Below are 21429 nucleotides of genomic sequence, written 5' to 3'. Positions count from 1 at the left end.
ATTGAAGAGATACCAATAGTATAATTTTAGACATATTTTCAGGAGATAAAGAGGTTTGTTTCAAATTCAGCGGGTATTTGGCAAGTATGGAAATCAGAGAATTATATATAAAGAATTTTGGCAAATTTACGGATAAACATTTTATTATAGACAAAGGAATCCATATCTTTTATGGCGAAAATGAATATGGAAAATCTACAGTTTACGCATTTATAAAAGCTATGCTTTTTGGCATGGAGAGGGGAAGAGGCAGAGCCGCCCTCAACGATGAGTTCAGCCGGTATGAGCCTTGGGAGAACCCCAATTATTATGCGGGGACCATGCGCTTTACAAGTGGCGGCAAGTGGTTCAGGCTGGAGCGGCAGTTTGATAAGTATGCAAAAAAGGTATCTTTAGTCTGTGAGGATGACGGTGAGCAGCTGTCTGTGGAGGATGGAGATTTAAAAATGCTTTTGGGAGGGATGACGGCAGAGAGTTTTGAAAATACAGTTGCTGTTGGGCAAATGGCGGCTAAACCTGGGATGGGGCTTGCGGGGGAGCTGAAAAACTATGCCGCTAATTTTTATGAAACGGGAAGCAGCGTGGTGGACTTAGAAGGGACTCTAAATACACTGGCTCAGCGGAAGAAACAGGCTGAGCGGGAAATAAAAATATTGACGGACGAGCAGAAAACGAAAAAAGAAAAGGTGAAACAAGAAAGCCAGTATGTGTCCGAAGATATGGAAAAGTTACATCTTGAATTATTATATAACCAAGAGAAATTAAATAATTTACAAAGGGAATGCCATTTAAAAGAGGATATTTCTTATGAGAAAAAGCTGTCGGCAGACAGAGGCAACAATCATACATGGAAAAGCCTTATGGCCGCAGGGGCAGGAGGCATTATCTTAGCGGGAATAGCAGGAGTTGGATATACATTGATTTCGGCAGACATGCCCATAGTAGGTAAGGCTGCCTTTATTTTGACATGGTTATTCCTAATAGTGGGAGCGGTCTTGCTAGGGGGCGGTGCCTTACAGTATTTTCGGATTAGATCACAGACACAAAGGAATGTTTCTGCTTTCGGCATTTATGGAAAATTTGTAAGAGGCAGGAGCCGCCGAATTGAAAGGCAATCTGAAGAAAAACAGAATAGAGCGGCAAATATCCCCCGGGAGACAGAGCAGCCTGCGGACGAGGGCCGAGACAAGAGCATACAAAAGATTGAGTGGGAGAATCAGAGAATCCGGGGAGAGTGGAAGGAAAAACAGGTGAGGTATTTAAACCTTCAAGAGCAGTTAGAGGAAATAGGAACGCCCGACGGTAAAATCAAAAGCCTGCAAAAAAGCATTCAGGCGCTGGAAATAGCCCGGGAAAAGCTGATAGAAACCTCCAGGAATATGACCCAGAATTTCGGGAATATTCTGAATAAAAGAATGTCTGAAATATTGTCCCAGATAACAGAGGGAAAGTATACAAAATTCTTAGTTGATGAAAAACTGAGTATAAATTTATATTCAGACGGCCGCAGTATCCCGGCAGACCGCCTGTCCCGTGGAACCATTGAACAGATATACCTGGGACTCAGGCTGGCCGTGGCCGATCTGCTGTATGAGGAGAAAGTTCCTCTTATTCTTGATGATACTTTTGTATTTTATGACGAAAAAAGACTAAAATCTACTTTAAAATGGTTGAGCGAACAGCAAAGACAAGTTATAATATTTACTTGTCAAAAACGTGAACAGGAAATTATAAAACAATTCTGAAAATGGTGCGCAAAGGGGACAGTCCCTTTTGCAAAGGGGACAGTCCCCTTTGCCCTCCCCCTTTACGTACTTCCCTTTGGAAAGGAAGTTTTACATGAAGATAGAGTTGCCAGGAAAAGTTATTCTGATTATCAATAATCTGCAGATGCATGGCTATGAAGCGTATGCCGTCGGCGGCTGTGTGCGTGACTCCATACTCTGCAGGAAGCCGGAGGACTGGGATATTACTACCTCTGCAAAGCCAGAGGAGGTCAAGCGTCTTTTCAGGCGTACTATTGACACAGGCATTGAGCATGGCACGGTCACTGTGATGATGGGAAAGGAAAGTTTTGAGGTCACTACATACCGGGTGGACGGCAAGTATGAGGACAGCCGGCATCCAAAGGAAGTGACTTTTACTGCAAGCCTGAAGGAGGATCTGCGGCGACGGGATTTTACAATCAATGCAATGGCATATAATGATGAGGTCAGGCTGGTAGACGCATTTGGCGGTATGCAGGATTTAAACCATCACTTGATACGATGCGTGGGAAATCCGGAGGAGCGTTTTCAGGAGGACGCGTTACGCATTCTGCGCGCTGTCAGATTTTCAGCCCAGCTGGCTTTTCCCATTGAAAAAGAAACTGCAGCGGCGGTTCAGAAACTGGCGCCAACTCTGGAGAATATTAGTGCGGAGAGGATTCAGGTGGAGTTGGTGAAGCTTTTAATGTCGGATCACCCGGATTTGCTCAGGGACGCATATGAGCTGGGAATAACGGGGGTTATTCTGCCGGAGTGGGATGCCATGGTGGGAGTGGCCCAGAATACCCCTCACCATAAATATGATGTGGCGGAACACACTCTTCATGCAATGAAGAATGTGAAAAAGGATAAGATACTCCGCCTTACGATGCTGTTCCATGATATGGGAAAGCCGTCCATGAAAACAACAGACGAAAACGGTACAGATCACTTTAAAGGACATGCACTGGTCAGCGAGGAAATTGCCAGAAGAGTGATGAGACGCCTGAAGTTTGATAATGATACAGTCAAAAAAGTAACCCGCCTTGTCTGCTATCATGATTACAGGATCCCGGCTACCCCCAAAAATGTCCGCAGAGCCATGAATAGAATCGGCGTAGAGCTTTTTCCCTACTATCTGGCTGTACGTATGGCTGATGTCAAGGCTCAGAGCCCATATGAGCGTCGGTCTAAAATAGAAAATATCGTGGCAATGAGGGAAATTTACCAGGAAACCCTTATAAATGGGCATTGCGTCACACTCAGGCAGCTGGCGGTCAGCGGAAGGGAGCTTTTGAAGCTTGGCATGAAGCCGGGCCGGGAGATGGGAGATATGCTGAATAAGCTCCTGGAGCTTGTCCTTGATTATCCTGAAATGAATGAAAAAGAAATATTATGTAATTATGTAAAAGAAAAGCTTGGCATTTAGCATACTCAGGCTGTCCTCTTCATAGATTAGAAAGAGTTATGAATCGTATAAGCAGGGGGCAGCCATGAGAGAATATGAATTAGAAGTCTTGGAGCAGTATGATATAGAAATAAGGGGCACCCGCAAAATAAGGGGTGCGTTTTTTTGCGATACCAATGAGGGCACAATGCTGTTGAAGGAAGCGGGCGTTTCCGACAGGCGTGCCCCTTTGTTATATATCATGCTCAGTAATCTGGGGAATGCAGGTTATCCCAATATTGATATCCCGGTATATAATAAAGAAGGTTCTCTAATCAGTATATCCAGAGATGGCACCAGATATATGCTGAAGAAATGGTTTTCAGGACGGGAATGCGATGTCAGGAAAGAGTGCGAAATCCTACAGGCAACTATAAATCTTGGAGAGCTTCATAATAAAATGTCCTGGTTTGAGGAAGATGGCCCAACTGGAACCCAGACAGGTTATCTGCCGTTAGGGCGGCATTTGAAGGAGGAATTTGCCAGGCACAACCGTGAAATGAAAAAAGTCCGTGCCTTTATACGGGATAAAGTGGCTAAAAGTTCTTTTGAGTTTCTTTTTCTGGAGTATTTTGAAAAAATGTATACCATAGCTGAACGTGTGACAAAGCGTTTAGAGAAATCCGGGTATAATAATTTATATGAGGAAAGCATACAGTCTAAAAAACTGGTGCATGGTGACTATAACTACCACAATGTGATCTTAACTTCAGGCAAGATGGCGACAACAAATTTTGAACATTTCCGTGTAGATGTACAGGCGCAGGATTTGTATTATTTTCTGCGCAAGGTGATGGAAAAACATCAGTGGGAGGAAGGGTTGGGAAAGGCCATGCTGGACGCCTACCAGAGTGTACGTGAGCTGGATTCCAGGGAAATGGAGTATATTGCATTATGCCTTGCCTATCCAGAGAAGTTTTGGAAAACGGCCAATGCATACTATCATTCCAACAAGGCCTGGATCCCTGAAAAAAATGTGGAGAAATTGCAGACAGCGATTACTCAGACAGAGGAAAAACTACGGTTTTTAGAGAATATATTTACTTTTATTTTATAGGCTCCTGTTGTATAATGAAAACATCCCGAGAGAGCATTTTAGGATGTTTAGGAAGTCGCTTTTGAAATAAAGTGGGAATCATTCATATGGTTAAAGATTCCCGCGGCATGTGTACAAGCTGTCTCTCCCAGCCAGCTGCGGAGTAAGGCTACGCCTGCAGATTATATTTTATTTCCCGGCATTTGCATGGACTGCGCCTGTGTATACCCACAGGGCACCCCCAAACACATGTCCTTCGGAGGGACCTGCTCTTAATCGGCAGCACAATTATATTATTTTTAGTCAGGAGGTACCAGTATGGACTATAAGGAGAGATACGAGGAGTGGTTGGCTAACCCATATTTTGATGTGGAGACAAAGGCGGAGCTTGAGAGTATCAAAGAGAATGAGAACGAAATCAAAGAGCGCTTTTACACAGATTTGGAATTTGGCACAGCAGGACTGCGGGGTATCATCGGTGCGGGGACAAACCGTATGAATATTTATACAGTCAGAAAGGCGACTCAGGGATTGGCCAATTATATTAAGAAGAGTGGGAATGAGGGCAGAGGGGTGGCAATCGCTTACGATTCCCGCCACATGTCCCCTGAGTTTGCCAATGAGGCTGCGCTTTGCCTGGGGGCAAATGGGATTAAGGCGTATGTGTTTGATTCTCTGCGGCCTACTCCAGAACTGTCCTTTGCAGTCCGCAGACTGGGATGCATTGCGGGAATTAATATAACCGCCAGCCATAACCCGCCGGAGTATAACGGTTATAAAGTATACTGGGAGGATGGGGCTCAGATTACCCCCCCTCACGATAAGGGGATTATGGATGAGGTGAAGGCTGTCGAGGATTATACAACGATGAAAACCATGAACCTTGAGGAAGCCAAAGCAGCAGGCGTATATGAGGTGATTGGAGCAGCCATAGACGACGATTACATAGCAGAGCTGAAAAAACAGGTGCTTCATCAGGATGCCATTAACGCTGTGGGAAAAGACATTAAGATTGTATATAGCCCCCTTCATGGGACAGGCAATATTCCTGCCCGCCGGATCTTAAAGGAACTGGGATTTACAAATGTACATGTGGTAAAAGAACAGGAACTTCCCGACGGTGACTTTCCCACTGTTTCTTATCCTAACCCAGAGGCGGCAGAAGCGTTTGAGCTGGGCCTGAAACTGGCCAGGGAGATTGATGCGGATATTGTGCTGGCCACAGATCCAGACGCAGACCGCCTTGGAGTCCGTGTAAAAGACAGCCAGGGCCAATACCATGACCTGACAGGGAATATGTCGGGATGCCTGCTTGCGGATTATGAAATAGGGCAGAGAAAGGCATTAAAGGGACTTCCCAATGATGGATATTTAATTAAAACAATTGTTACATCAAATATGGCAGATGCAATTGCCCAGTATTACCATACAGGCCTTATTGAAGTTCTGACTGGGTTTAAATTTATTGGCCAGCAGATACTTGGGTTTGAAACAAGCGGAAAAGGTGAATATTTATTTGGATTTGAGGAAAGCTATGGATGTCTGATCGGTACCTATGCAAGAGATAAGGATGCTATCGTAGCTACTATGGCACTCTGTGAGGCAGCCGCCTACTATAAGACAAAGGGGATGAACCTTTGGGATGCTATGATTGGGCTGTATGAGCGCTATGGCTATTATAAGGACGATATTCAAGCGATTACCCTGAAAGGCATTGAGGGACTGGCTAAGATTCAGGAGATCCTTGAGACTCTCAGGAAAAATCCGCCTGCAGAGATTGCAGGTTATAAGGTAGTGAGGGCAAGGGATTATAAAGCAGATACTATCAGGGATATGGAGACAGGGAAGGTGACAGGCACCGGACTTCCAAACTCGAATGTGCTGTACTATGATCTGACAGACGGCGCATGGCTGTGTGTAAGGCCGTCTGGGACAGAGCCCAAAGTTAAATTCTATTATGGCGTAAAAGGGACATCCCAAAGCGATGCGGATGCCAAATCTGAGAGTATGGGGAAAGAAGTTCTTGCCATGATAGATAAAATGATGTAACGCAATGTGGCAGGAAAAATTACCCTTACCGAAAGAGATGGAAAATTTTGAAAAAACCTTAAAAACCAGTATGAAAGCAAGTGAAAACGGTAAAAATCCTTGACAAAAATAGGGTAAACAGTTATAACAGTACATAAGGGTTAATCATGTGAACGCCGGTACATGAGGCCTTTATTTAAACTGTAGAATATTTTATTCTAGTACAATAAAGAGGAGGAACTTATCCATGAACAAAACAGAATTAGTAGCAGCTATTGCAGAAGAGGCGGAAATTTCAAAAAAGGACGCCGAAAAGGCATTGAAAGCTTTTACTGATGTAGTAGCAAACCAGTTAAAAAAAGGTGATAAAGTCCAATTGGTTGGATTTGGCACTTTTGAAGTGAGTGAAAGAGCAGCAAGAGAGGGAAGAAACCCACAGACTGGTAAGACTATGAAGATTGAAGCCTGCAGGGCTCCTAAGTTCAAGGCGGGCAAGGCTTTAAAAGACGCTGTGAATGCTTAGTTCTATACGGGTATAGCCATATAAGAGAACCGCTGTATGGCGGGGGTCCATGCAGTGGATTTAAGTACCGGAGAATTATTTTTTATTTTCAGGAGTTACTCAGGGGCATGTGTTAAGGGAGTCCCTGGGTACACTTTCCTGTAAGGCAAAGGCAGCTAGAATGCAGCGGGAAGATGCCGTCAGAGCGGTCCTTCCGCAGGCCGGGAATGTGCTATGCACATTCTTTTTTGTTACATAGGAAATTCCATTGGATTTCCTGTATAACAAAAAAGTACTCCCTGCTGGGCCGCACTGCGGCTAAGCGGGATTATATCCTTATGGAAAGGCCCGGGAGAACTCCAAAGGGCGTGGCTGCCGTTAATACTAAGAGATTTCCCCAAAAACTGGGGATATAGGGTGAGAGGCGGATGATATGCGGTTAGATAAGTTTTTGAAGGTATCACGGCTAATTAAAAGGCGCACAGTAGCAAATGAAGCATGTGATGCCGGCAGAGTGCTTGTAAATGGAAATACGGGGAAGGCCTCTTTGAATGTAAAGCCTGGCGATATTATAGAGATACAGTTCGGTACAAAGGCTGTCAAGGTCGAGGTACTCCAGATTCAGGATACAACAAAAAAGGAAGAGGCCAAGGAACTCTTCAAATATTTATAAAGACAGTATTTGATAAGCACGCTATTATTGCGTGCTTTTTTCTTTTATGGTAAAATAAAAGAAATAGGAACTTAGCCGGAATGTGGAGAAAGGAGGAAAGAGATGGCGGTAACGATACAGCAGATCGCGGACAAGGCAGGTGTATCCAGAGGAACTGTGGACCGGGCATTGAATCACAGGGGCAGGATAAACCCCCAGGTGGCAGAGCGCATCTGCCTTCTTGCAGAAGAGATGGGATATGTGCATAAGAGAAGGAAACGGTCGGATAATAAAGATAAGAAGCTGAAGATAGGGATTGTAACTCAGCTCGCGAAATCTTCATTTATGATGGAAGTAAACAGAGGGATCAAGAAAGCGGAAGAGGAGCTGCAGGAAAAAGGAATCGAGCTCATCTTGAAGGAGGGGATTTCTGTAGATGAGGAGGAACAGATCCGCGCAATCGAGGAACTGGAGGAGGAAGGGGTACATGGCCTGGCAATCATGCCGGTAGAATGTGAGAGGATCCGCGTGAAGCTGAACAGCCTGACAGAGGAGAAAAAAATTCCAGTAGTTACATTTAATTCTGATATTGTGGGGACGAAGAGGATCTGCTTTGTAGGCATGGATAATCGAAAGAGCGGAAAGACGGCAGCCGGGTTATTAGGGTTACTGACCAGAGGAATGGGGAAGATCCTGGTTATAACCGGTTATTTCAGCAATCATGTGGATAACCAGAGGGTGGACGGCTTTATTGAGGAAATAAAAAGCCGGTATCCACAGTTAGAGATAGCGGGAGTGCACGGCAGTTTTGACGAAACAGATGAGGTGGAACATATTGTAGAGACAACTATGGTTAATACCACAGGTATTACGGGTATTTTGGTGGTTTCAGGGGGACAGGCAGGGGTGGGCCGTGCGTTTGAGAAGCTAAGGCTGGAGCAGCGGCCCTATGTTGTAATATATGACCAGACCCCGAAAAACGAAAAAGCATTGAGGGACAATACGGTTGATTTCCTGATTGACCAGAATGGGTATATACAAGGGTATCTCCCTCCCCATATCTTATCAGATTTATTAGTGCAGGGAGTGGATCCCGGGCAGGAGTACCTATATACAGATATTAATATTAAAATGAGCTATAATCTGTAAACCAGATGTAGAGGGCGGAGGGATAAAGCTGGCAGCGGTATGTATAACAAATATAGGAGGGGCAGAGAGGACGTTTCCGGCGGAGGCGCCTCTTTTTTTTATGCAATAAAGTTTGCCGTCATATTATAGCAGTTTTCTAAATTGGCTGTTTAGGAAAACCCTAAAAAATAAATTGGAAAATAGTATTGCACGCAAATAAAATGTGTGCTAATATGTGATTAAGATAAAAAATAGTAAAGCACGCTGCGTGCTAAATGTGTAAATGACAGTAAAGGAGACGGGTATATGAAATATGTAGAATTCGATACATCCAGGCCCATGGATCTGGTGCTTTTGGGGAGAATTGCCATTGATTTTAATCCGGCGTACAACGACCAGGTAAAAGAAGAATTTAAACCGCTGAAAGATGTACATACATTTGAAAAATTTGTAGGCGGCTCCCCGGCTAATATTGCCGTGGGTGTTACCAGGCACGGACTGAAAGCAGGGTTCCTGGGAAAGGTGTCAGACGACCAGTTTGGTGACTTTGTGACAGAGTATTTTAAGGGGCAGGGAATTGATACTTCACACGTAACCCGCTGTACAGGAGGCGAGAAATTAGGGCTTACATTCACAGAGATGCTTTCTGACAGGGAGAGCCATATATTAATGTACCGCAATTGCATCGCGGATCTTCAGCTTCATGTAGACGATATAGATGAAGAGTATATCCGGAAGTCAAAGGCCCTTCTTGTCTCCGGGACGGCTCTTGCAGAAAGTCCGTCCAGGGAGGCGGCGCTTAAAGCGGTGATGCTTGCCAGGAAAAATAATACGAAGATTATTTTTGATATTGATTATAGAGAATATAACTGGACTGGCAGCGATGAGATCTCTATTTATTATAGTATAGTTGCAAAAGAGGCGGATATTATTATGGGATCCAGGGAGGAGTTTGACCTTACTGAGAAACTGATCAGGCCAGGCATGACAGATGTGGAGAGCGCGGCTGTATGGCATGGGCACCATGCAGAGATTGTGGTGATCAAGCATGGGATGAAAGGATCTGCCGCATATACATCGGACGGACAGTCCTTTAGTATAAAACCTTTCCCGGTGGAGGCGAGGAAGAGTTTTGGCGGCGGAGACGGCTATGGCGCGGGTTTCCTTTATGGGTTATACCAGGGGTGGGAGATGATTGACTGTCTGGAATTTGGTTCCGCGGAGGCGTCTATGATGGTGAGGAGCAACAATTGTTCTGAGTCTCTTCCCTGGACAGATGAAGTGCATACATTTATTAAGGAAGAAAAAGAAAAATTTGGTGAAATGCTGGCCAGGGTGTAGGGGGATGCAGGGTATGGAAAAAACAATACGTATGACAGTTGCCCAGGCAATTGTAAAATTTCTTGACAGCCAGTATGTGTCTATGGATGGACGAGAGACAAAATTTGTGGAGGGATTTTTCACGATTTTTGGACACGGGATTGCGGTAGGCTTAGGCGAAGCGCTGGATAGTAACCCGGGATCACTGAGAGTCCTGCAGGGGAGGAATGAGCAGGGAATGTGCCATGTGGCCACAGCCTTTGCCAAACAGTCCAACCGGAAGAAAATTATACCCTGTGCATCTTCTGTAGGGCCGGGGGCGGCCAATATGGTGACGGCATGTGCAACAGCCACAGTAAATAATATTCCCCTGCTAGTATTCCCCGCGGATACATTTGCATCCAGGCAGCCAGACCCGGTATTGCAGCAATTAGAGCAGAGCAGCAGCCTGGCCGTCACGACTAACGATGCATTTAAGCCTGTATGTAAATATTGGGACAGAATTACCAGGCCGGAAATGATTATGACAGCTCTTATTAACGCTATGCGGGTATTGACGGATCCAGGGGAAACGGGAGCGTGCTGTATTGCACTTTGCCAGGATGTAGAGGGAGAATCTTTTGATTATCCTGAGTATTTCTTTAAAAAACGTGTGCACAGAATTACTAGGCCGCTGGCAGTGGAGGAAGAACTGGAAGATATTGCGAACGTCATAGCCAAAGCTAAGAAGCCTTTGGTGGTGGTAGGAGGAGGAGTCCGTTACTCAGAGGCTGGGGAGGCGGTGGAAAACTTTTGCCAGGAGTTTGCCATTCCTTTTGGGGAGAGCCAGGGTGGAAAAAGTGCCTGCAGGTCAGGGCATCCATACTGCCTGGGAGGGATTGGCGTGACGGGAACTTACGCCTCCAATATTCTTGCCAGAGATGCGGATGTGGTGATTGCCATTGGTTCCAGGCTATCGGATTTTACTACTGGGTCAAAAAGGTTATTTAAACGGGATGATGTACAGTTTGTGACCATCAATGTAAGTAAATTCCACGCAAATAAGATGGACGCGGTCAAGGCTGTGGGGGATGCCAGAGTCACTGTAGAGGCATTGGCGGGAAAACTGAGAGAGCGGAAGTATAGGTCTTCCTACACAGGGGAAATCGAAAATGCAAAACGCATTTGGGGTCAGGAGATGAAGCGGCTGGCGGAGATTTCCTATACAGGGGAAGATTTTGAACCCATGGTCAAGGCCCGGGATCCCAGGACGATTCCTGAGTTTGTAAGGCTGACGGGAGGAAAAATTACTCAGACGGCAGCTCTTGCAGCGATACGCAGGGTGATCGCCGATGATTCTATTATTGTTACGGCAGGGGGATCCCTCCCCAGCTGTATGCAGCGAGTATGGACCACAGACCAAAGGGGCGCTTACCATGCCGAGTACGGGTATTCCTGTATGGGATATGAGGTGGCGGCTACATTAGGGGTTAAATTTGCCGAGCCGGACAGAGAAGTATATTGCGTCGTGGGGGATGCCAGTTTCCAAATGCTCCACAGTGAGATTATGACAATTATGCAGGAGCAAAAAAAAGTAAATATACTGATTTTTGATAATTGTGGGTTTGGATGTATAAATAATCTGGAAATGAACCATGGAATTGGAAGTATGGCTACAGAGTTCCGCTATACAGACGGAAAAACGCCCTGCGGTGATCTGATTCCGGTGGATTATGCAAAAATCGGCGAGGGATATGGCTTAAAAGCTTATACCTGTAAAACAATATTACAATTGGAAGAAGCCCTGGAAGATGCTAAGAAACAGGACATAGCATGTCTGTTTGATTTAAAAGTCATTCCCAAGACAATGACGGAAGGCTATGAGTCATGGTGGAACGTGGGAATAGCCACTACATCTGTGAAAGAGTCTGTAAGAAAAGCATGTAAAGGCGTTCTGGAGGGAAGAAAAGAAGCGAGAGATTATTAATGCTGGCGTGCCAGTAAAAATTGGAGGCAGGTCTATATGGACAAAGTATTTGGCTATCCCCGGTTTGATGAAGCCGGAGAAATGGTACTTACTACTTATGATAATGAATATAAAGCAATGATGATGGATATCCGTGTATACAGCATGAAAGGAGGGGAAAAGAGGAGATTTTACAAGGAGGCGGAGGAGACAGCCATCCTCCTGCTTTCGGGCAGAGTTACGTATACATGGGAGGGGCAGGCAGGGACTGTCAGCAGGCGGGATGTATTCACGGAAGGGCCGTGGTGCCTTCATGTATGCCGGGGCGCTAAAGCCACTGTTCTTGCCGGGGAAGATACAGAGATTCTGGTACAGTGCACACATAATATGAGGGAGTTCCCGAGCCGTCTGTATGGACCGGATGACGCCCCATGGGGATATTCCTGCGTGGGAAAATTTGGAAATGTGGCAAAACGGCGTGTAAATACTATATTTGATCACGATATATGTCCAAAATCCAATATGGTTTTGGGAGAAGTGTTAAACGACAGGGGGAATTGGTCTGGATATTTGCCCCACAGGCATCCCCAGCCGGAGGCATATCTGTTTAAGTTTGACAGGCCGGAGGGATTTGGGGCAAGTTTTGTAGGGGATCAGGTATTTAAAAGTGTCAATAACAGCTTTTCGGCAATACCAGGCGGGGAACTTCACCCCCAGGCCGTGGCGCCCGGATTTCAAATGTACACCTGCTGGATGATCCGGCATATAGAAGGGAATCCCTGGCTGCAGACTGACCGCTGTGAGGATGGACGTTATATATGGATGCATGACGCTGTATTTTAGGATTGTGGGAGACAAAGATCCCGATGCAAGCATATGGGGCATTCCACTAGCGGCGGTGTAACATCGGGGTCTTAGACTCTCGCGGCAGCCGCCAAATGGACATGTAAACATGTCCGCTTGGCTGGTTGCCCGCGGAAATAAAAAATGTGACGAAAGAGAGGAAATAAAAATGGAAAAATTAAAAGTATTTATTAACGGTGCCTTTGTAGAGTCCAAAACAGATGTCTGGTATGATTTACATAATCCATCTACCGGTGAAATCACTGGCCAGGCGCCATGCTGTACAGAGGAGGAGGTGGAGGCGGCAGTGCAGGCGGCAAAGGCGGCCTTTCCAGGGTGGAGCGGCACACCGGCCTTAAAGAGGGCCCAGATTATGTACAAAGTGCGGGAGCTGATTATAAGGGACTATGAGGAGTTAACCTATACTGTGGCAGAGGAAAACGGAAAAACATGGGGCGAGGCGGACGGAGATGTGGCTAAGGCAAAAGAGGGGACAGAACTTGCCACCCAGGTGCCGTCCCTTATGATGGGGGAGTCCATGATGGATGCTTCAAAAGGATATGATACAGTGAAATATAGGGAACCCCTGGGCGTATTTGCTGGGATTGCCCCGGTTAATTTTCCGGCTATGATTCCTTTCGGATGGATGGCTCCCACTTGTATTGCAACGGGAAATACTCTGGTTTTAAAGGCGGCTTCTTTTACACCCAGAACTGCGCTGAAATTGGCAGCTATTTATAAAGAGGCCGGGGTTCCCGATGGAGTACTCAATGTAATTACTTGTTCCAGAAATGAAGTAGACCTTCTGCTGAACCATCCAGATATCAAAGGTATTTCATTTGTGGGGTCTACCCCTGTGGGAAAATCTGTATACCAGAGGGCGGCAGCCTCCGGCAAACGTGCACAGGCTCTGTGCCAGGCTAAAAACCATGCTCTGGTGATGGCTGACTGTGCTCTCCAACGGACCGCGGCAGGGGTCATAAATTCAGCTTTTGGATGTGCTGGCCAGAGATGCATGGCTTTAAGCTGTGTTGTCGTGGAGGAGGCCATTGCCGACAGGTTTGTGGAAGAGTTAGTAAAGCAGGCAAAACAGATTGTCCTCACAAAGGCTTATGACCGCTCCCATCCAAAGGGTTCGAAAACCCTGGGGCCAATTACTTACGCTAAACACTATGAGGAGGTAATCAGGGATATCCAAAAAGGGGTGGATGAGGGCGCCGACTTGATTCTGGACGGGAGAAACCCGGAACTTCCTGAGGATATGAAAGATGGGTATTTTGTGGGGCCAACAATTTTTGACCATGTGACAGAAAAGATGAGCATTGGAAGTGAAGAAATATTTGCCCCGGTTCTCTGTGTGAAGCGGTGCAAGACCTTTGAGGAAGGACTGGCGATTATGAATGCCAATCCATATGCAAATGGTTCTGTAATATATACCCAGAGCGGATACTTTGCGAGGGAGTTTACAAGACACACAGATGGGGGCATGGTAGGCGTCAATGTGGGAATCCCGGTGCCGGTTGGTTTCTTCCCCTTCTCAGGACATAAAGATTCTTTCTTTGGAGACCTGCACTGCCTTGGAAAAGATGCATACAGGTTTTTTACAGAATCTAAGACTGTGACAACCCATTGGTTTGATGAAGAAGAGAAGAAATCTATAGAAGTATCTACATGGGACGGAACAATTTAATCCCCTGTATTTTGGGGCGCCCCTTCCTATGTGCCTGGAGGGCCAAGGGCGCAAAAACGCCCGTTTAGGTTTGTTTCTAGGGCGGGATATATAAATATAAAAGCATACAGGAGGGAACGGGTATGTTTGATAAAGAAAAAGTAAGTCTGGGTATTGCGCCAATTGCATGGACAAATGATGATCTGCCGGATTTGGGAGGCCAGAACACCTTTGAACAGTGTGTCAGTGAGATGGCCCTTGCGGGGTATAGTGGGAGTGAAGTGGGGAATAAATATCCAAAAGATCCGGCCGTTTTAAAAAGGGCCCTGGATCTGAGGGGACTTGGAATTTGTAACCAATGGTTTTCCTGCTTTCTGCTTACAGAACCCTTTCAGAAGGTAGAGAAAGATTTCCGGGAACAGCTTGTATTTCTGAAACAGATGGGAGCTAAAATTATTGGCGTATCGGAACAGAGCTACAGCGTACAGGGGCAGCAGGGCACCCCTATTTTTGGACATAAATATAAGATGAATGAAAAGGAATGGGATACGCTATGTGGGGGACTGGACAGGCTGGGCAGAATCGCACAGGAGGATTATGGAATCAGCCTTGCATTCCACCACCATATGGGGACCGTGGTACAGGATGCAGATGAGGTCAGTGAGATGATGGGGAGGACAGACACAGAGTACGTAAGCCTGCTTTTTGATACAGGGCATTTCTCATATTGTGGAGTTGACCCGCTGGAAATGGCCAAGAAATATGCAGATAGAATCAGACATGTGCATCTGAAGGATATACGGAAAGAGGTTGTTGAAAAAGTCCGGAGAGAAAATTTAAGCTTCCTCCATGGAGTCAGGCTTGGGACGTTTACTGTGCCTGGAGATGGGTGCATAGACTTTAGTCCTATTTTCAGGATACTTGCAGAGTATGGATATGAGGGATATATGGTAGTTGAGGCGGAACAGGATCCGAAGAAAGCAGATCCGCTGGAGTATGCAATAAAGGCCAGGGAATTTATCAGAGAGCAGACGGGACTTTAAGGTGCCAGTTTAAAGAAATAAAAGGAGAGGGATAACATGGTGAGAGTAGGGATTATTGGCGCGGGCCGTATTGGGAAAGTACATACTGCCAGCCTTTGCACTAGAGTTTCAAATGCAGTGCTCAAAACAGTTGCAGATCCATTTATGGATAATGAGACCGCAGAGTGGATAAAAAGTATGGGCAATATCAGTGTTACTAAAAATTATAAGGAGATTATTGAGGATCCGGAGATTGATGCGGTACTTATATGTTCTTCCACAGATACACATTCTTCTATCTCCATGGAAGCAATAGAAGCGGGCAAGCATGTTTTCTGTGAGAAACCAGTGGATCATGACATACAGAAAATCAAGAAAGTACTCATGGCCCTTGAGAAAAGCAGTGTGAAGTACCAAGTTGGGTTTAACAGGAGATTTGACCACAATTTTGAGGCCGTGCAGAAAGCCGTGGTAAATGGGGATGTAGGAGTTCCCCATATTATCCGTATCACGTCCAGAGATCCGGAACCTCCTTCACCAGAGTATGTGAAAGTATCTGGGGGGATGTTCCTGGATATGACCATCCATGATTTTGACATGGCCCGTTATCTGGCCGGGTGTGATGCCGTGGAGGTATATGCAGAAGCAGGAGTGATGGTGGACAGTAAAATCGGGGATGCGGGAGATGTAGATACAGCGGTAATTACTTTGAGAATGGAAAACGGCGCCATTGTAGTTATTGATAACTCCAGAAAGGCAGTTTATGGGTATGACCAGAGGGCCGAGGTTTTTGGGTCTGGGGGCATGGCGGCGGTTGCCAATGATACAACTTCTTCCATGGTGCTGAGTAACAGCCGCGGGGTAGTGGGACAAAAGCCGCTGTATTTTTTCCTGGAACGATATATGGATTCTTTTGCGAAGGAGATGGAGTGCTTTGTCAGGGCAATCGAGGAAGACACAGAGACACCCGTCGGCGCAGAGGATGGACTGAAACCGGTACTGATGGGTATGGCTGCAAAAAAGTCTGTTTTGGAGCATAGGCCTGTAAAGATTTCAGAGATTGAAGAATCTTCAGGCTTATAAAGCTCGTCTGTTATTTTAGTTTAAAAGGACTGGGGTAAAACACGCAAAGATTTTTGGCTGCGGCAGTTTTATAAAATTTATAGTAAAAGTACGTCTTGCAGAGGAGTCCCTCTCCTATACAAGACGTATTTTTGTGCATTTTTTTCTAGTCAGCTATTAGCCGGCGCTTTTTACTGACAGAATTTGGAGCACGAACCTCCCGCCTGGAAAGCATGTGTTAGAGGGTGCCCTTTGGGTGCGATTAAATAGATTTTAAAAAATGAGTTTTATCCATATATTACCTTCTTTTTCTCTATTTTTCTTTCGACATGCGAAGTATATAATAACGATATCAAAAATTAAGGAGGGAAAAATTATGAAAAGGAAAAAGATCTGGGCGGCAGTTATGGCGGCAATTATGTTGGCGACAGCGGTCACTGGATGCGGAGGAGGCAGCGAGGAGGGCGCAAAAGGCCAGGCCTCAAAAGACGGGGTTACGCTGACCCTCTATGGGAATGCGGATGATGCAGCCAAGCCATATATGCAGAAAATTTTTGAACTGTATGAGGAGGAAACGGGAAACAAAATTGATGTCCAGGGCCTCGACGCCAGCAATTTTGAAAGTGTGTGCCTGACTAAGTTTCAGACCGGGGATATCCCTGATGTACTGATGCATTTTGGCGGGTATAGCCTGGATGCTTATAATCCGGCAGAGAATTTTGTGGATTTTACTGATGCTGAATGGGTGGATGATATTGCGGACACTTCTGTGGCTCAGACAATGAGGGATGGCGTCGTATACGGACTTCCATTCTGGGAATCCTCTGTTTCCGGATGTTTTTATAATAAACAAATTTTTGAGGAACAGGGACTTGAGGTTCCCGCAACTCAGGCTGAATTTGACACTGTGTGCCAGAAACTGTTAGATGCGGGAATACAGCCGATTTACATGGCAGCGGCGGACTCGTGGCCTTTATTATATCAGTTTGGGATGGATCCAATCTTTGCAGAGGGAGATCTGCTGGAGAAAATAAACAGCAACCAGACGACTTATTCAGATATTCCAGAAATGCACAGTCTCCTTGAATGGTATAAGACCAGCGCAGATAAAGGATATTTTGGAGAAGATTATGCAACTGATACATGGGATTACAGCAGTGAGGTGCTTGGAACAGGGGAAGCAGCTATGATATTCTGCTGGGACACTTGGTTTGATACAGACTATGACAGCGAATCCTATGATTATACAAGCGAAGACTTTGGGTTGATGCCTATCTTTATGGGAACCGCAGAAGAAGGGACCTATGAAGGAGGTAATAATTCTCTCTTGTTGGTAAACAAAAATGGGGATCACGTAGATACTGCCATTGAATTTGTAAATTTCTGTGCAGATCCAGATAACTATAACCAGGCCTTTGACGGTGTTGCGACTACACCCACTTTCAAGGGGATGACAACAAATAAGCTTTCATCCCAGTACCAGGGGGCTGAGGACAGCATCGCCAAAGTAGGGAACCCGTCTATTGCCAATCCAGAGATTATCGGATTCTCTCAGAACGATGGAGGAAAATGTATACAGGAACTGCTGGTAGGAAATATTGATGTGAAAGAATGTCTAAAGTTGATGGATGAAGAACGTATTAAAGTAGCTACATCCCAAAATGTAGAAGGGTTCAAGTAAAAAATGGGCTGGCGGGAAAAGGGTATGTTATTTATATCAGCTTGCCCGCCAGCCTTCGTTATTAACAGGAAGGAAATGCTTATGGATGCCAAAAAGATATATCCGCGTTATATGTTGATTATTCCTGTCATTGTTTTTATAATCTTTTTCGTGATTCCATCAACCATCGGTTATGCGTATGCTTTTACAGATTGGAATTCATATGTTCAGGATGTGAGTTTTGTTGGGTTTAAAAATATTATAGAAGTATTCAGTGATAGGACAGTGCCGGTGGCGCTTATAAATACGATTATTTTTGCAGGAGTAAAAACGATTGTGGTTACAGTTCTGGGGTTTGTATTTGCCTTGATACTGAACCGCAGGCTAAAAACGAGAAACGCCATACGGACCGTATATTTCATACCTGCTATTTTTTCGGCGCTTGTGGTTGGGCTTATTTTCAGCGCTCTGTTCCAGACTAGGAATGGCACGGTAAATTTAATTATCCAGGCTATGGGGATGGATAAAGTTCAGTGGCTGGGAAGCCGTTGGACAGCGGTGTTTGCAATTTCTATTGCAGAGGTCTGGAGAAATCTTGGGTACGCAATTGTTATTACATTGGCAGGCCTGCAGTCGGTTTCTGATGAGTATATAGAGGCGGCTAAAATTGACGGGGCGTCAGGGTGGAGCTTATTTAAGAATATTACCTTGCCCTTAATTATGCCTACTGTCAATGTAAATATTTTGTTCAGCCTGATTTACGGCCTTAAGATGTTCGACCTCGTATACGTAATGACAGGGGGCGGCCCGGGGCATGACACAGAGACTTTCGGCACATTAATGATGAATGAAATGTCCACTGGCAGGTATGCGCAGTCCGTAGCCATCAACCTAGTTTTTACTGTGATTTTAGTTGCCGTTGCAATTGTTTACCAGAAATTCAGTGAAAGGTGGGAAAATGTACAGTGAGTAAAAAAACAAAAATGACAAACTTTATTTTGGAAATTGTACTTTGGCTGCTGAGTATACTGGTTATTTATCCTATTTTAATGGTAGTTTTCACCTCCTTTAAAACAAAGGGCGAGGCCAGCTATTTGAACATTTCTCTTCCGAAAGAGTGGATGTTTGAGAATTATAAGACTGTATGGGAGCAGGGGAATGTGCTCCGTTCTCTTATTAATAGCTGTATTATCACAGTTTCTGCTGTACTGATTGTGATTGTACTGACTTCTATGCTCAGTTATGTGGTTGTGAGGAGGAACACCAGGCCTTGCCGTATAATTTATAGATGTATGACCTTTGGCATTATTGCACCCTTTGCCGCCCTGCCTACAATTGAGCTTCTAAAGAGGCTGGGCCTCTATGGAGGACATGCAGGATTGATCTTTGTCTATAGTGCATTATATATCCCCTTTTCTACTATGCTTTTTACCAGCTTTATAAAGGGAATACCAAGAGAACTGGATGAAGCGGCGGTTATGGACGGCGCCAAAGGAGGAAGACTGTTTGTGCAGGTGATTTTTCCTCTTTTAAAGCCAGTACTTGCCACAACTTCAGTGCTGAACTTCATGTGGATATGGAATGAACTGCAGATTCCTATGTATTTGTTAAATTCATCTTCCAAATGGACGCTGCCCCTTTCTGTATATAACTTCTATGGCCAGTACAGTAGGAGCTGGAATCTGGTCTGCGCCGACATGGTTCTCATATCCATACCTGTTATTCTTGTCTACATATTTGCGCAGAAGTATATTATAGCCGGCATGACGGCTGGGGCCGTGAAGGGATAGGCCGCATAAGGGCAGAATAAGAAATATCGGGCCAGAGATTTATAGCTGGGAGATTGAAAGAGTTTTTTATTAACTAGAAAAGTGAGGGAATGATTATGGATAAAATATATTCAGGGACATGGGAATCAGTAAAGGGGCATCAGATACCCCAGTGGTATGAGGATTATAAATTTGGTATATTTATTCACTGGGGGTTGTATTCAGTGCCTGCATATGCCCCGAGAACCTGGGAGCTGGGGGAGGTTCCAGGGGATGAAAACTGGTTCTGCAATAATCCATATGCAGAATGGTACTATAATTCTGTTCATGTGGGGAAAGGGCCTACTTATGAGTATCATAAGAAAAAATATGGACTGGATTTTTCTTATGAAAACTTTGCAGATATGTGGAGAGCCGAGAAATGGGACCCTAATGAATGGGCGGAGGTTTTTGAACAGGCAGGGGCAAAGTATGTGGTGCTGGTGACAAAACATCATGACGGTTTCTGTCTTTTTCCCAGCAAATATACACATTATAATTCTGTGGAGAGAGGCCCGAAGCGGGATATTACAGGTGAGCTGGCCAGGGCGGTCAGGGAGCATGGCCTGAAAATGGGGACCTATTATTCAGGAATCATTGACTGGAGGTTTTCAGACCAGGCTATATATTGTGATGAGGACAATTTTAATAACGCATGCCCTAGTTTTGAGTATGCGGACTATGCTTACAGGCAGAGCCTGGAGCTGATAGAGAGGTATGAACCGTCAATTTTCTGGAATGATATAGGATGGCCCAGGCAGGGCGCGCATATGCTCCCCTCTCTTCTGGCGCGCTATTATAACCGGGTTAAAGACGGGGTGGTCAATGACAGGTTTAATGGATTATACCATGATTATGTAACGAAAGAGTATAAGCTGGGGAATCCAGGCAGGGGAGAAAAGTGGGAGATGTGCCGGGGGATGGGCCTTTCCTTTGGATATAATGCACAGGAGGGCGACGAAGAAATTATTTCCGTGGACGGATTGATCCATTTGCTGGTGGAAACTGTGTCCAATAATGGAAACCTTTTGATTAATATTGGGCCAAAGGCTGACGGTACTATACCGCAAGAGCAGGTGAAAAGGCTTAAGGAAGCCGGGAAATGGCTGCAGGTAAACGGAGAGGGAATTTATGGAACCAGATGCAGCAGAGAAAATGAAGAAATCAATGGAATTCCTATATTTTTTACGAGGAAAGGGACAGATATGTTCCTGTTTATGGAAAGCAGGGAGCCAGGGAGAGAGGTATTCGTGGACGGCTTAACCGCAGATGGGGTCACGGCATTAGATGGGAGAGTGCAATTTGAATGTACTGAAAAGAAAAATGGCATGTTATTGAGGGTCACAGAGAATCCTACCGGATACCAGATGCTTGGCTTCAGGCTTTCCCTGGCAGCTCAGTAGAGGAAAATAAGAAAGGGCGGGGACTGTAAATTATCTGTTCCTGCGAGACAAAATACAAGAGCGGGTTTAGTTATCCATATACCCGGCTGTCCTTTTTGATCAGCGGCGTGCCTCAGATAAGGTTATCAGGGGGGGCAGTGCTGCGTTGCTTTCATTTAG

17 protein-coding genes are annotated in these 21429 nt (G+C 45.3%); all 17 read left to right on the top strand.

The annotated features are described in order from the left end of the window. Positions 1-86 precede the first annotated feature (86 nt). Positions 87-1745, top strand: coding sequence for an ATP-binding protein (locus EFA47_RS16235; protein ID WP_122644194.1), 1659 nt, complete (start codon positions 87-89; stop codon positions 1743-1745). 94 nt (positions 1746-1839) lie between these two features. Next, a complete protein-coding gene (locus tag EFA47_RS16230) occupies positions 1840-3174 on the top strand; it encodes a CCA tRNA nucleotidyltransferase (RefSeq protein WP_122644193.1) in 1335 nt (444 codons plus the stop codon). A gap of 64 nt (positions 3175-3238) precedes the next feature. Next, a complete protein-coding gene (locus EFA47_RS16225) occupies positions 3239-4249 on the top strand; it encodes a CotS family spore coat protein (RefSeq protein WP_122644192.1) in 1011 nt (336 codons plus the stop codon). 297 nt (positions 4250-4546) lie between these two features. Continuing rightward, positions 4547-6277: a phospho-sugar mutase gene (locus tag EFA47_RS16220; RefSeq protein ID WP_122644191.1), complete on the top strand. Its 1731-nt coding sequence runs from the start codon at positions 4547-4549 to the stop codon at positions 6275-6277. A gap of 226 nt (positions 6278-6503) precedes the next feature. After that, positions 6504-6779, top strand: a complete 276-nt coding sequence (locus EFA47_RS16215; protein WP_122644190.1) for an HU family DNA-binding protein — start codon at positions 6504-6506, stop codon at positions 6777-6779. A 412-nt stretch (positions 6780-7191) separates the two neighbouring features. Then, positions 7192-7431: an RNA-binding S4 domain-containing protein gene (locus EFA47_RS16205; protein WP_122644188.1), complete on the top strand. Its 240-nt coding sequence runs from the start codon at positions 7192-7194 to the stop codon at positions 7429-7431. Positions 7432-7533: 102 nt separating this feature from the next. Continuing rightward, complete coding sequence (locus tag EFA47_RS16200) at positions 7534-8559, top strand: LacI family DNA-binding transcriptional regulator (RefSeq protein WP_122644187.1); 1026 nt, start codon at positions 7534-7536, stop codon at positions 8557-8559. Positions 8560-8844: 285 nt separating this feature from the next. Beyond that, positions 8845-9879, top strand: coding sequence for a 5-dehydro-2-deoxygluconokinase (gene iolC, locus EFA47_RS16195; protein WP_122644186.1), 1035 nt, complete (start codon positions 8845-8847; stop codon positions 9877-9879). A gap of 13 nt (positions 9880-9892) precedes the next feature. Continuing rightward, positions 9893-11824, top strand: a complete 1932-nt coding sequence (iolD, locus tag EFA47_RS16190) for a 3D-(3,5/4)-trihydroxycyclohexane-1,2-dione acylhydrolase (decyclizing) (protein ID WP_122644185.1) — start codon at positions 9893-9895, stop codon at positions 11822-11824. A gap of 36 nt (positions 11825-11860) precedes the next feature. Then, complete coding sequence (locus EFA47_RS16185; protein ID WP_122644184.1) at positions 11861-12646, top strand: 5-deoxy-glucuronate isomerase; 786 nt, start codon at positions 11861-11863, stop codon at positions 12644-12646. A gap of 169 nt (positions 12647-12815) precedes the next feature. Then, positions 12816-14336, top strand: a complete 1521-nt coding sequence (locus EFA47_RS16180; RefSeq protein ID WP_122644586.1) for a CoA-acylating methylmalonate-semialdehyde dehydrogenase — start codon at positions 12816-12818, stop codon at positions 14334-14336. Positions 14337-14458: 122 nt separating this feature from the next. Then, positions 14459-15358: a myo-inosose-2 dehydratase gene (iolE, locus tag EFA47_RS16175; RefSeq protein ID WP_122644183.1), complete on the top strand. Its 900-nt coding sequence runs from the start codon at positions 14459-14461 to the stop codon at positions 15356-15358. A gap of 36 nt (positions 15359-15394) precedes the next feature. Continuing rightward, positions 15395-16420, top strand: coding sequence for an inositol 2-dehydrogenase (gene iolG, locus EFA47_RS16170; protein WP_122644182.1), 1026 nt, complete (start codon positions 15395-15397; stop codon positions 16418-16420). Between the two features lie 355 nt (positions 16421-16775). Continuing rightward, complete coding sequence (locus EFA47_RS16165; RefSeq protein ID WP_122644181.1) at positions 16776-18080, top strand: ABC transporter substrate-binding protein; 1305 nt, start codon at positions 16776-16778, stop codon at positions 18078-18080. An 81-nt stretch (positions 18081-18161) separates the two neighbouring features. After that, positions 18162-19028 carry a carbohydrate ABC transporter permease gene (locus EFA47_RS16160; RefSeq protein WP_122644584.1) on the top strand — a complete coding sequence of 289 codons (867 nt, stop codon included), beginning with the start codon at positions 18162-18164 and terminating at the stop codon, positions 19026-19028. Then, positions 19025-19849, top strand: coding sequence for a carbohydrate ABC transporter permease (locus tag EFA47_RS16155; protein ID WP_235853276.1), 825 nt, complete (start codon positions 19025-19027; stop codon positions 19847-19849). The genes EFA47_RS16160 and EFA47_RS16155 overlap by 4 nt, the downstream gene beginning before the upstream one ends. Positions 19850-19944: 95 nt before the next feature. Continuing rightward, positions 19945-21270 (top strand): alpha-L-fucosidase, encoded by a 1326-nt coding sequence (locus EFA47_RS16150; protein ID WP_122644180.1) that lies wholly within the window; start codon positions 19945-19947, stop codon positions 21268-21270. Positions 21271-21429 lie beyond the last annotated feature (159 nt).

Source organism: Luxibacter massiliensis (assembly GCF_900604355.1).
Classification (GTDB): Bacteria; Bacillota; Clostridia; order Lachnospirales; family Lachnospiraceae; genus Luxibacter; species Luxibacter massiliensis.
Note: the sequence above shows the minus strand (reverse complement) of the source record. Positions and strands in the feature narration are given on the sequence as shown.